Source organism: Kitasatospora sp. NPDC049258 (assembly GCF_040678895.1).
Classification (GTDB): domain Bacteria; phylum Actinomycetota; class Actinomycetes; order Streptomycetales; family Streptomycetaceae; genus Kitasatospora.
The window spans coordinates 11856-24642 of sequence record NZ_JBFAQT010000039.1 but is presented as its reverse complement, the minus strand read 5'-3'; the positions used below and the strand labels follow the sequence as shown (position 1 = coordinate 24642).

Sequence of the window (12787 nt, the reverse complement as noted above, 5' to 3'; positions counted from 1 at the left end):
CGGTCAGATCAGGTTGGGGAGCAGCTGGGCGACCTGGTCGGCCACCGCGAGGCCCAGCACGGCCAGCACCGGCACCCCGACGGTCCAGGACTGCACCCGGCCCCAGCGCACCCAGCCCACCGCCAGGGCGAGGGCCGCCAGCAGCAGCGCCTCGCCCCAGAGCACCAGCGGGATCCAGGCACCGGCGTCGACGCCCATCGCCCGCTCGGCGGCGGGCAGCGCATCGGCGGTCAGCGGACGGGGGTTGGCCGGCAGCACGTCGTCCTCGGTGTCGGGGGCGTCGATCAGGTCGGCGTCGACCAGCAGCGTCCCGGACGGGGCGTACAGCGGGCCGTCGCCGGTGACCAGGACCAGCCGGGACCAGCCCGCCCGCAGCGGCGCGGGCACCGGGTCGCCGGCCCGGCGGACCGCGATCACCCGGAACCGCCGCACGCCCTGGCCGGTGGTGACGGTGAAGGTCTCGCCGGTGCGCAGGTTGTGCAGCGCGCCGAACGGCCCGCCGAAGCCGGCCTGCCGGCCGAGCAACACGCTGGTGCCGGCCTGGCCGGGCATCGGGGAGTCCCGGCGGTGGCCGGGGCCGGACTCCAGCACTCCCCCGGCGGTGCCCTCGCGCACCACCTCGCGCAGGCCGAGCTGCGGGATCTCCAGCAGCGCGACCGGGGTGCCCGGGACGACCGGCCTGCCGTCCTTGTCGAGCTGCCCGATCGCGGCGGTGCCGGTGGCGAAGCTGGCCCGCAGGTCGGCGTAGCCGCTCTCGTGGTCGCGCAGGTGCCGCAGGCCGCCGAGCGGTCCGAGGTCCAGCAGCAGGCCGAACAGCAGCGCGGCGGTGATCGCCAGGGCCGCGCCGACCAGGTGCGAACGGTCGGGCAGCAGCCGGGGCCGCGCGGGGCCGGGCGGGGCCGGCGCGGGGGCCGGTGGCGGGGCGTACGGGTTCGCCGGGGCCTGCTGGGCGGTGAGACTCACGCGGCACGCTCCGCGGCGGCCGCCGGGCGGGCGGTGCGGGCCGCGGCGGAGCGGGCCAGCCGGCGGCGCAGCGGCGGCACCGCCACCCAGCCGATCAGCAGCAGCCCGCCGGCGATCGCCGCCCAGGAGCCGGCGCCCGGGCCGGACCCCCGCTGCCGGTCCGCGGCCCGGGCGGCCTGCGGGGCGGGGGCCGCGGTGGCGGTGGACCCGCCCTTGGCCGGGTCGAGGGCCGCCTGGTGGACGGCTCCCTCGGGTGCCACCGCGGCGGCCTGCCAGGTGGTCGGCGAGGTGAAGGTGAGGACCCCGGCGAACTCCCGCAGCGGAGCGGGGTCGACCTTCGCCCGGCAGGTCGCGGTGATGGTGTAGGTGCCGTGCAGGGCGCCCGCGCCGCTGCGGTTGGCGACCACCCGCAGGGTGTTGCTGAGCGGCAGCACGTACCCGCCGTTGGCGGCCTGCCGGTAGGCGCCGGCGGCCACCGTGCCCGCCAGCGGGGCGCCTTCGGGCGGGAAGCCCTCGCCGGTGATCCGCATGCTCAGGTAGTCGGCCGGGCCGGGGCACGGACCGGAAGTGAGCAGGTCGATCGAGTCGTCGTCGTGCCCGGCCGGGTAGTCGAAGGCGATCGTGCCGGTGTCGGCGGCCGAGGCCTCGGGTGCGGCGGTCAGCTGGCCGGCCGTCAGCAGGGCGAGCAGCAGCAGGCCGACCGCGACCGGGGTGGCGGTGGGGCCGGGCAGCGGTAGCGGGTGCGCCGCGAGGGCCGCCCGGCGGCGCCGGCGGCGCCACCACCACAGGCCGCCCAGGGCGAGCGGGAGCAGCACCGCCAGCAGGGCCCAGGGGATGCCGGCGTAGCGCTGCTTGTGCACGGTGCTGGTCAGGCCGGGGTCGCGGTCGCCGCCGATCGGCAGCGGGTCGACGGTGATGCCGGCGGTGCCGAGGAAGGTCGGGTATGCGCCGGAGACCTCCACCGCGTAGGAGACGGTGTTGCCCGGCAGCAGTTCCTGAAGGTCGGCGGGGGCGGAGCCGGTGGCGGTGGTGCCGAACAGGTTGGTCACCCGGACCGCCTGGTGGCCGCCGAGCCGGACGTTGCCGGTGTTGCGCACGGTGTAGCGCACGGTGGTGCGGCCGGTGCCGAACGGGTTGGGGCTGGGGTGGTACGCGACCCGGGCGTCCTCGACCGCGAGTTCGGCCCGTAGCGCGCCCGCCACCCGGATGTTCACCCGGGCGCCGACCCGCTGGTCGACGGTGACGGCGTTGCCCTGGGCGTCCTTGCTCTCCTGGCGCAGCGCGACCACGATCCCGGCCGGGTGGTCCCCGGGGGCGGCGTCGGCGGGCACCGCCAGGGTGAACGGGACGATCTGCCGGCTGCGGCCGGGCAGGGTGAGCGAGTCGGCTGCGGCCTTCAGCCAGGTGCCGGCCTGGGTGGAGGGGCGGCCCTCGGGCAGCACGTCGTAGCCGCCGGAGTCGGTGTTGAAGGCGTCGGCCGGGTAGAGCCGCAGGGTGAGCGGCTGGTCACCGTAGTTCCAGACCGCGAGGTGGTCCTTGACCACGGCGCCGGGGGTGGCCTGGTAGGCGAAGGTGCCCCGGGAGTCCGGCTCGGTGGCGCCGGCGGGTTGGATCCCGAAGGTCTGGGCCTGCGGGCCTGCGGCGGGTGCCGACCCCTGCGCACCGTACGCGCCGTGGGCACCCGGCAGCAGGAGCAGCAGGACGGGGACAAGGGCCAGGAGCCATCGGCGCATCGGCGTCGTCATCCTAGGGTGCGGGTGCGGGTGGGTGGGGCGGTCGGACGCCCCGGCCCGCGGGCGGTGCACCGGGTCGTCGCCGACCGGTGCACTCCCATCAGGCCAGGGCGGTCCGACCGCCGGGTTGCGTCGGGGCCGCTCCGGGGTGAAGAGCGGTGGTCAGATCGCGGTCAGGGTGAGCACGCCCTGGTAGGTGCCGGCCACGGTGGAGGTCGGGGCGAGCAGGGTGAGGTCGGCGCCGACCTTGGCGGTGCCGAGGCCGGTGGCGGTGGCCAGGGTGCGCGCGGACTTCAGGCCGAGCGCGCCGCCGTCGTTGAGCTCGACCGCGTTGGCCGGGGCCACCGAGCCGCCGAGGGTGACCTTGAGGCCGTCGCCCTTGGAGACCAGGTTCGGGGCCCAGCCCAGGTTCTGGGCGTTGATGCCGCCCGTGCCGGAGCTGAACTGGGCGACCTGGCCGCTGACCGACCAGCCCGGCGCGCCGGCCCGGGTGTCGGTGACGGTGACGGTCTGGATCGGGCCCGCGGTGGCGAAGCGGGTGGAGTCGTTGTTCAGGGCGAGCGGCGGCAGGGTGACGTTGCTGCCGGCCACGCTGATCACCAGGGCGCCGGGGGCGACGGTGGTGGTGATGGTCTCGGAGACCGGGGCGGGCGGGGTCGGGCCGCCGGGGTTCGGCGGGGTGACCTGCGGGGTGACGGTGAACGGCATGGCGACGGAGGCGGAGGCCGCGTACCGGGTGGCGTCCGCCGGAGTGAAGGCGGCGGTCAGGCTGTGGTCGCCCTCGGCCAGCGTGGTGGTGCTGAACTCGGCGAGGCCGCCGGCCACCGCCTGGGTGCCGATGACGGCGCCGTTGTCCTTGAACTGGACGGTGCCGGCCGCGGCCGGGGCGACGCTGGCGGTCAGCTTGACCTCGGCGCCCTTGGCGGCGGAGCCGGCCGGCAGGATCGCCAGCGCGGTGGTGGTGGCCGCGGCGCCGGCCGGGCTGATGGTGTAGGTGACGACCGAGGAGGTCGAGCCGAGGTAGTGGCTGTCGGTCGAGGTGAAGACGGCCTTCAGGCTGTGCGCGCCCTCGGCCAGGGTGCTGGTGGTGGTGGAGGCCTGGCCGGCGGCGACCGCGGCGGGCGAACCCACCGGGGTGGCGCCGTCGAAGAACTGCACGGTGCCCGCCGCCGCCGGGGCGACGTTCGCGGTCAGGGTGACGGCGCTGCCGGCGGTGGCCGAGCCGTTCGGGGTGACCGAGAGCGTGGTGGTGGTGGCCTGGGCGACCGGGGCGTTCGGGTCGGTGGAGGTGTAGGCGGTGGGGCTGGTGAACCAGACCGAGCCGACGAAGTCGCCGAAGTAGGTGGCGCCGATCTTCGCGCGGCAGCGCAGGTGGAACTCGTACTGGCCGGTCAGGGTGGAGAAGCCGTTCTTCTGCGCGAAGCTGCGCATGGTGTCGCTGAGCGGCACGGACAGGTGGCCCTGGGCGTCCGGCGAGTAGACCGACTGCGCCACGTTGGGAGTGACGCCGTAGCCGTCGGCCGGGAAGCCCTGGCCGAAGACCAGCAGCTGGAGGTTGGTGCCGCCGGTGCAGGTGCCGGAGGAGACCACGTTCATCAGCTCGTCGTCGGCGCCGGTGGCCGGGTTGACGGTCAGGGTGCCGACGGTCGGGCTCGGTGAGTCGGCGAAGGCCGAGGCGGTGCCGAGCAGGCTGATGCTGCCCGCGGCCAGGACGGTGGCCGCGCCGAGCGCGACGGCGCGCGGAATACGGGAGGTGCTCACAGTGGTGTTCGCCTTTCTGGCACTGATCGGTGGTGCGGGGTCAGGTCGAGCACGAGCGGGGTGGGACCGAGCACGGCGGGCCGGCCGGGAGCCGGCCGGCGGCCGGGTCAGCCGGAGGTGCGGGAGGTGTCGCCGCAGTTGGCGTTGACGCCGAAGCCGTACTGCTTGATCACGGCGGTCTGCTGGCAGATCCCGGAGTTGGCGCCGACGAAGGCGTCGCTCCACGGGCTGACGCCGACCTTGCTGGTCGGGATCACGTTGTAGACGTCGCGGACGGCCGCGGCGCTGGTGTTCAGCAGCACCGAGGGCACGCCGTTGACGTTGCCGAGCTGGGCGGTGCCGCGGATGTCGGCGAGGGTGCCGGAGCTCTGGGCGATGTACTGGGCGATCGAGAAGGGCACCAGCGAGGCGGTGTCCAGCACGCGGCCGTCGTGCTCCTCGATCTTCTTGCCGCCCTTGGTGTCGGAGATGCAGCCGTAGCGGCCGGCGGCGACGTCGGCCTCGGTGATGCCGACGGTGGCCTCCCAGAAGCTGCGGGTGCCGGAGCCGGCCTGCGGCAGCAGCGGGCGGATGCTGTAGTTCGGCGCGGTGCCGACGTAGCCGGGGTCGCAGGTGTAGATGCCGTGCAGGTCGGCGACGGTCAGGTCGAGCGGCACCGAACTGCCGGCGCTGACGGCGTAGGTGACGCCGTCCACCGCGAACGGGACGTAGGTCAGACCGGGGGTGGAGGCGGCCAGATTGAGGCTGGAGGAGCGGGCGAAGTCCAGGCAGCCGTTGCCCTTGTTGAGCTCGTTCAGCAGCGCGGAGCGGCCGGCGCCGGAGCCGTTCGGGCGGCTCAGGCCCTGGCAGGCGGCCGCGGCCTTGGTGTTGATGGTGGACGAGCCGACGGCGTCGTAGGAGCCGAGCACCTTCTGGCCGTTCACGGTGACGGTGTTGGCCAGCGCGTTCATGACGCCCTGGGTGGTGTCCGAGCCGACGCCGGCCAGCGGACGCAGGCCGGCCGGGTCGGCCTGGGCGGTGCCGGTGCCGGCCACCAGCAGGCCGAGGCCCGCGGCGACGGTGACACACTTGGCGAGCTGGCGCTTCGTGGTGAGCTTCATCTGGTCGATTCCCTTTGTGAGAAGGCGCGTTGGTACCGGAGGAAGGAGCATTCGGGCATGCCGGCAGGAGCCGGCCGGCCCGGTGGCGCAGGATCGTCGGTCGGTGGGTGGCGGAGGGTCGTGGCAGGTGGCGCCCTTGGACAGTGGCGCGGTCGGTCAGGGGCGCCGTCGGCGCAGCAGCCGGGGGACGAGGATCCCGGCGAGGCCGGCGATCAGTCCGGCGACGAGTACGCCGAGCAGCAGGTAGCGCAGGCCGCCGACCTCGGTCCGCCCGGTGCGGGCGGCGGGTGCGGCCGGCAGGGCCGGCGCCAGGGTGACGACGGTGTGGCTGGGGTCGGGCGCCGGCGGGGCGGCCGGCTCGTCCGCGGTGCCCGGGGCGGCGGCGCGCGGGGCGGCGGCCGGCACCTGGGCGGCGGGCTCCTGCGGTGCGGCGGGATCCGGCGTGGACTCCGGCTTGCCGGCCCGGTCCTGGACGCTCTGCGCGACCGCCCGGGTGCGGGCCCGCATCGCCTCGGGGAGCGGGACGTAGCCGGCCGGGAGCTGGCCGACCGCGATGCCCGGCTGCTGGCCCTCGGCCATGGCGTAGCGCAGCAGGTCGGCGTAGGCCTTGCCGTCGGTGGGGGTGATCGCCGAGGGGACGGTGGCGGCGTAGGTGATGGTGGTCAGCGGGTAGCTGCCGGTGGCCTTGCCCACCGGGTCGACCTGCCGGACGTCGGGCACGGCGGTGGGCGTGGCAGCGTTCGCCGCGGCGAGCATCGCCGCGTCGGTCGGGCCGACGAACTCGCCCGCGCCGTTGCGCAGCTTCGCGGTGGACAGGCCGTACCGGGCCGCCTGGGCGGTGGTGGTCATGGCCAGCACCCCGCGCAGGCCCTGGGCCTGCGGGTTGGCCTTCTTGAGGCTGCCGGGGATGGTGGACGGATCCCACTCGGAGCGGGCCATCGTGTCGCCGCGGGCGGCCGCGCGGGCGCCCTCGGCCATGGTGTTGGCGTAGGGGTGGCCGTCGAGGTTGCACCACTCCGGCCGCTGCTGCTCCTGGTCGAACTGCTGGCAGTAGTCGTCCGGCTTGGGGTAGCCCGGGACGGGCAGCTCCTGCTTGGGGACCGGCGGCACCGCGGTGAGGTCGGCGAGGAAGCCGGTGTTGATCGAGTCGTGCCACGTGGCGCTGACCTCGCCGTCGACGAAGGCCTTGGCCTCCGGGTCGGCGAGCACCCACTTCCACACCGCGAGCGCCAGGTCGCCGTCCGGGGAGGGCAGCAGCAGGTCGGCGATCCCGGAGGGGAAGGAGAGCGACCTGAACTGCGGGTTGATCGCCAGGAACTCCGGGTCGGTGACCAAGTCCCTGGGGTTGCCGGCCGGGACCCGCGGGTCACCGGGGTTGACGGCGAACCGGTAGCTCTGGGTGAGCAGTTTGGCGACCAGGCGCGGCGTCAGGTTCATCTCCTGGATCCGCTGGCCGTCGCGCTTCGCGGTCTCCGGCGGGGTGAGCGAGTTGGACTGGCTCTCGATGTCGAAGGCCAGGGTGAGCCCGGAGACGGCGAGCGGGGCGTAGAGCGGGGTGTGGCCCTCGGCCTGGTCCGCCGGGGGCAGCGGCGCGCCCAGGTAGAGCAGGCCGGGGTTGTCCCTGGTCAGCCGGAGCCGGGCGACGTCGTCGGTCGCCTGGCCGAAGTTGAAGATCCGGCCGGCGCTGCGGCACAGCGCGGGCTGCCAGCGCCAGATCATCTCGGCGGCGAACTCGGTTCCGCCGGTGGCCAGTTCGGAGCTGCCGAGCGGGCAGGACAGGCCGACCGGCTCGAACCGCAGCGGCACCACCATCCGGTGGCTCCAGTTGGTGGCGGACAGCGGCGAGGACTGCAGCCGGGCGGAGGGGTTGGTGAGGACGCTGCCGTCCACCTCGGTCGAGCCGCGCGGCACGACCACCAGCCAGCAGCGCCGGCCCTCGGTGAACGGGCCGGGCTCGCCCTTCGGCGTGTTGCCGCAGCCGAGGCCCGCCGCCTCGCTGCCGGTCTGGATCTCGAAGAAGACCTGCCCGGTGCCGTCCGCCCGGGTGGGCGCGTAGGGCACCTCGTTGGTGGACTGGAGGCTGAAGTACTGGCTGCTGCCGCCGGTCTCGACCGGGCTCCCGTCGAACGGGCGGAACGGTGCGAAGACGTTCTGGTTGGGCCCGGTCGGCTTGATCGGCTCGGCCGGGTCGACCAGGACCCGGCCGGGGTTGAGCTGGCGGCTGGCCACGAAGTCGCCGCCCCGGTTGTCGCCCTTGGTGGCGCCGTACTGGCACTGGTCGCGGTCCGGGCCGGTGTCGGCGTCGCCCCAGCACTGCATGATGCTCAGGTAGTCCTGACCGAAGATCATCGGGCTGGGCCGGGTGGGCCGGCCGCCCTTCCAGGTCACCGCGACCACCTGGTTGACCAGGTGGGTGGTCTGGGCGACCGTCACCTCGAGACCGGCGAACTCGCCGGAGCCGCTGACGGTGACGGCACTGGCCCCGTCCGTGGGGGCGGCGGCCGCCCGCGCGGCACCCGGGCCGGCGGTGGCGGCCGGTGCGGCCTGGGTCCGGGCCGGCGCCTGGCCCTGGGCCGGTGCGGCGGCCGGACTCCCGCCGGGTACGGGATCGATCGGGACGGGCGCGCCGAGCGGGTCCACCTCGATCTGCGGCTTCGCCCCGCTCGCCGCCGCGGCCTTGGCCGGCGCCGCGCCGGGGTCGCCCGACAGCGCCGCACCGGCCGCGGTCGCCAGGACGAGGGTGAGGACGGCGGCGCTGCGCAGCGCCCTGCGGGCCGGGCCCGGTCTGCCGCTCATCGCTGCTCCCCCTCGCTGCCGCCGGAGTTGCGCGCGCGCCGGGCCGAGCGGCCGGCGGCCAGCGGGGGCAGCACGATCACGGCGCCGAGCAGCAGCGCCGCGATCACCATCACCGTGTGCCGCAGCCCGCTGCCGGAGGCGTTGGACAGGGCGATCGCGTCGGCGGCGTACTGCTGCCCGCCCCCGCCGGCCCCGCCGCCGTCCGCGCCGCCGGTCAGCGCCGGGTCGCCGGCGGCGCTCCCCTGGCCGTCCGGGCCGCCGGCCGTACCCCCGGCGCCGCCCGCGGTGCCGGCCGCGCCCTGGGCCTGGCCGGTGGTGCCGGTGGCGCCGGCGGTGCCGGTGGTCGCCGCGCTCTTGGTGCCGCCCTTGCTGGCGGCGGTGCTGGTCCTGTTGCCGCCGGTGCCGGTGGTGCACTGGGTGGCCGAGCCCAGCTTGTCGCAGTCCTGCGGCTTGGCGGCCGCGTCCGCGTACGGGTTGGCGCCGCCGGCGCCGAAGGTCGGGTTGTTGCACTTCGCGGCGTCGAAGCCGCGCTGCTCGCCGCCCGGGATCTTGGCGAGCTGCTGGAAACCGGACCTGACCAGGTCGGAGGTGAGCGGCGAGTAGCCGAGCTTGTCCGCCTTCTGCTGCCCCTCGCACAGGAAGTAGTAGCCGAACGCCGCCAGGGTGTGGCCCTTCTCCGGGCTGAAGTCACCGACCGCGCTGGTGTGCACGGCCATGTAGCTGTAGCTGGAGAGCGGGTAGGCGGTGCTCTCCGGCGCGTCGTAGACGCCGTCGAGCTGCTGGGTCAGATCGGTCGGGTTGATCTGCACGTGCTTGAGCGCGACCGAGACGTTCTTGCCGTCCGGCTCGATGTAGTAGCCGGACGCGTTCAGCAGCTTGACCACCGGGAAGCGGGCGTTGAGCGCGTACGAGTACTCGACGTAGGTGATGGTGCCGTCGTTGCGGTCGTTGGCGACCGTCTTGGCCACGCCGTCCGAGCTGCCCAGGGCCGGCCAGCTGCTCCCGCCGACCAGCGGGTAGAAGGAGGTCATCCCGCAGGGGCCGCCGCGGGTGGTCCGGGTGCAGTAGTCGTCCCAGATCTTCTGGTACCGCTTGGTGAACCAGGTGGTGAGCTGGGCGGTGGTGCCCGAGCCGTCCGAGCGGACCACCGGGCGCACCGGGGTCTCGGGCAGCTTCAGGCTGGGGTTCTCGGCCTGCACCTGGGGGTCGTTCCACTTGGTGATCTGCCCGGTGAAGATCTTCGCCACACTCTCGCCGGACAGCCGCAGGTTGGTGACCCGGTTGCCGCCGATCTTGAGGTTGTACATGAACGAGGTGCCGCCGGCCACGATCGGCAGGTAGGCCATCGGCCACGGCGGCGCGGCGTCCACCTGGCCGTTGTCGGTCAGGCCGTACGGGATCTCGGTGACCGCGAAGTCGGTGCTGCCGTTCTTGAACTGGCTCCGGCCGAAGGAGGATCCGCCGGGGTTGAAGTCGATCGTCATGCCGTACTGCTTGACGTTGCTGATCCAGTCGTCCATCGCGTTGAAGCTCCAGGTGGAGCCCGCGCCGCCGATCCGGCGGTAGTCCTCGGCGGCCGCGCGGGGGGCGCCGAGCAGGAGCGAGGAGCCGGTCAGCCCCAGGACGGCGAGCAGGATCAGGGTGCGGGCGAGCACTCGGCTCAACACGGGGACCTTCCGGGCGAGTTGGTTCTGGTCAGGGGTGGAGCGCGGCTGCTGCATCCGGCGCAGGTCCGCCATCGAGCGCATCGCCCGGCGCTCCTGCTGGCGCCTGGTCAGCTCGCCCGGGCCGCGACCGCCGACCGTGCGGGCGAGCAGGAAGAGCAGCAGCACCAGGGCGAGCAGCACCGCCGCGGCGCCGAAGGCCCGCGCCGCGTGCAGCTGGGAGGGGAACTTCACCAGGGTGAAGGCCATCAGCGGCAGCGAGGCCTGCGGGCTGCCGAACGGGTTGAGGTTGAGGATCTTGGTGTAGCCGGAGCAGAGCAGCACCGGGGAGGTCTCGCCGATGCCGCGGGCGGCGGCCAGGATCACGGCGGTGGCGAGCCCGGAGCGGGCGCTCGGCAGCGTGACGGTCCACACCGTGCGCCAGCGGCTCGCGCCCAGCGCGTAGGAGGCCTCCTTGAGCGAGGCGGGCACCAGCCGGAGCACCACGTCGGCGGCCCGGACCAGGATCGGCAGCATCATCACCGACAGCGCCACGCTGGCCGCGAAGCCCGACTTGCTCTTCCCCAGCGCGATCACCATCACCGCGTAGACGAACAGGCCGGCCAGGATCGAGGGCAGCGCCGTCATCGCCTCGACCAGGGTGCGCACCAGCCGGCTGAACCGGCCCGGCACCTCGCCCAGGAAGACCGCGCAGCTCAGGCCGAGCGGGATGGTGACGGCCAGCGCGATGAGGATCTGGGTGAGGGTGCCGACGATCGCGTGCAGGGCGCCGCCCCGGTCGAGCGGGTCGGCGGGGCCGGCGGCGGAGAGGTCCTCGGTGAAGAAGTTCAGGTGGCCCAGGGCCGCCCGGCCCTGCCAGAACACGTAGGCCACGATCCAGACCAGGATGCCCAGCAGCAGCACGGCGATGCTGTGCACCACCACCGAGGCGAGCCGGTCCCGGACCGCCATCGCGCCCTCCTCGCGGGAGACCAGCGCGTACAGCCCGAGGAAGCTCAGCCAGACGCACACCACGAAGCCGATGGCGCCGCTCAGCGGGGCGATCCGCTGGAACACCAGCGCGGTGAGCGCCAAGGCCCCGGCCGCGCTGCCCCACAGGGCCCAGTGGTCGGCGGCGCGGCGGCCGCCGGTGCGGCGGCGCGGCGGTTCGGCCGCCGGAACGGCCGGCGGCGCGGCCGGGCCGACCACCACGGTGGTGGCGGGCGGGGTGGTGGTCATGAGCTGGCTCCCGAACGGCTGCGGGCCACCACCGCGGCTGCGGCGAAGTTGACCACCAGGGTGAGCAGGAAGAGGGTGAGCCCCGCCGCCATCAGCGCGGAGATCGCGAACGGCGAGGAGTCCCCGTAGCGGAGCGCGATCATCGGGGCGACGGCGCTGCCGCCGGTCTGCAGGATCTGCAGCTTGATCTCGAACTGCATCGAGAGGATCAGGTAGACCGAGATGGTCTCGCCCAGCGCCCGGCCGAGCCCGAGCATGGTGCCGCCGATGATGCCGCCCCGGCCGAACGGCAGGACCACCGAGCGGATCATGCCCCAGCGGGTGGAGCCGAGCGCGTAGGCGCCCTCCCGCTCGCCGGCCGGGGCCTGGTCGAACACCTCGCGCATGATGGAGCACATGATCGGGGTGATCATGAAGGCCACCACGATCCCGGCCATCAGGCTGGAGGCGGTGTAGATCACCGGCGGGTTGAGCGGGTCGTCGACGTCGACGCCGACCATCCGGAACGGCGGGAACCAGCCGAACCAGGTGGCCAGCCAGCGGGCCACGCCGGCGAGTTCGTACTGGAGCAGGACGAAGCCCCAGAGCCCGTACACCACGCTGGGGACGGCGGCCATCAGGTCCACCAGGCCGACCAGCAGCCGCTTGATCCGCCGCGGCGCGTACTCGCTGATGTACAGCGCGCTGCCGAGGGCCAGCGGCACCGCCAGGACCACCGCGATCCCGCCGATCAGCACGGTGCCGGTGAGCACGGCGGCGATGCCGAACTGGCCGCGACCACCGTCGGGGTTCCACTCCTCGGTGGTCAGGAAGGACCACCCGGCGGTGCTCAGCGCGTCCGAGGACCGGACCGCGAGGTAGCCGCCGACCGCCAGCATCACCAGCAGGACGAGCATGCCGCTGCCGCGGGCCCACAGCAGGAAGACCCGGTCGGCCAGGCCGGGGTTGACGGTGAGCGGGCGGGCCCGCTCGACGGGGCCCGACACCGGCTGCGGGTCGCTCACACCAGGCTCCCGCGCAGCGGGGCCGGCGCCGGCCGGGCCGGCAGGCTCAGCGGCCGGGCGGGCGCACCGGCGCCGATCACCCCCGCCAGGAAGAGCCCGAGGTTGTACTGGCACTCCCGCTGCCGGCGGAAGGCCCGGGTCGAACAGGCCACCGGGACGGACTCGAAGTCCAGCCGCCAGCGCCACAGTTGACCGTGCTCGACGGTGCCGATCACGGCCCGCAGCCGGTCCACCCGCTGCTGCAGCCGGCCGATCGCGGCCAGGCAGCCGGCGGCGTCCGGGAAGGTCTCCTCGCTCTGGCCGAGGTGCCGGTTGTTCGCCCCGAGCAGGCGCCAGACCACGGCTTCACCGGCACGCACCCCCAGGGGGTGCGCGGGTCTGCTGACAAGGAGGAATCTCGGCTGTCCCATGCCCGGTGTCGCCTTCCGAAGCGCTCAATGGCTGGAACAGACCGTCTCGATCCCGAGGAGATGAACGGATGCCGAGGCATGAACGCCGGACACGGAAAGCATGAACGGGCGGCGCGCGACTCCTCCACAAATCGCGCA

At 74.5% G+C, this 12787-nt stretch carries 8 protein-coding genes; all 8 read right to left on the bottom strand.

Going from position 1 to position 12787, the window contains the following annotated elements; translation table 11 throughout:
- Positions 1-3 precede the first annotated feature (3 nt).
- Positions 4-963, bottom strand: a complete 960-nt coding sequence (locus AB0K43_RS25675) for a sortase (RefSeq protein ID WP_363643654.1) — start codon at positions 961-963, stop codon at positions 4-6.
- Complete coding sequence (locus AB0K43_RS25670; protein WP_363643652.1) at positions 960-2696, bottom strand: hypothetical protein; 1737 nt, start codon at positions 2694-2696, stop codon at positions 960-962. The genes AB0K43_RS25675 and AB0K43_RS25670 overlap by 4 nt, the downstream gene beginning before the upstream one ends.
- 162 nt (positions 2697-2858) lie before the next feature.
- Positions 2859-4457, bottom strand: a complete 1599-nt coding sequence (locus tag AB0K43_RS25665; protein ID WP_363643650.1) for an Ig-like domain-containing protein — start codon at positions 4455-4457, stop codon at positions 2859-2861.
- A 107-nt stretch (positions 4458-4564) separates the two neighbouring features.
- Entirely contained in the window at positions 4565-5557 is a 993-nt protein-coding gene (locus tag AB0K43_RS25660) for a substrate-binding domain-containing protein (protein ID WP_363643648.1), read from the bottom strand.
- Between the two features lie 156 nt (positions 5558-5713).
- Entirely contained in the window at positions 5714-8353 is a 2640-nt protein-coding gene (locus tag AB0K43_RS25655) for a hypothetical protein (protein WP_363643646.1), read from the bottom strand.
- Positions 8350-11235 (bottom strand): phosphate ABC transporter permease PstA, encoded by a 2886-nt coding sequence (pstA, locus tag AB0K43_RS25650; protein ID WP_363643644.1) that lies wholly within the window; start codon positions 11233-11235, stop codon positions 8350-8352. Before pstA ends, AB0K43_RS25655 begins: the two co-directional genes overlap by 4 nt.
- Positions 11232-12239: a phosphate ABC transporter permease subunit PstC gene (gene pstC, locus AB0K43_RS25645; RefSeq protein ID WP_363643642.1), complete on the bottom strand. Its 1008-nt coding sequence runs from the start codon at positions 12237-12239 to the stop codon at positions 11232-11234. The genes pstA and pstC overlap by 4 nt, the downstream gene beginning before the upstream one ends.
- Entirely contained in the window at positions 12236-12598 is a 363-nt protein-coding gene (locus AB0K43_RS25640) for a hypothetical protein (RefSeq protein ID WP_363643640.1), read from the bottom strand. Before AB0K43_RS25640 ends, pstC begins: the two co-directional genes overlap by 4 nt.
- Positions 12599-12787 lie beyond the last annotated feature (189 nt).

Bases quoted from the DNA above. Each gene is read 5' to 3' on its own strand.
- pstA (WP_363643644.1), bottom strand. From the start codon at position 11,235: ATGACCACCACCCCGCCCGCCACCACCGTGGTGGTCGGCCCGGCCGCG.
- AB0K43_RS25660 (WP_363643648.1), bottom strand. From the start codon at position 5,557: ATGAAGCTCACCACGAAGCGCCAGCTCGCCAAGTGTGTCACCGTCGCC.
- AB0K43_RS25655 (WP_363643646.1), bottom strand. From the start codon at position 8,353: ATGAGCGGCAGACCGGGCCCGGCCCGCAGGGCGCTGCGCAGCGCCGCC.
- AB0K43_RS25670 (WP_363643652.1), bottom strand. From the start codon at position 2,696: ATGCGCCGATGGCTCCTGGCCCTTGTCCCCGTCCTGCTGCTCCTGCTG.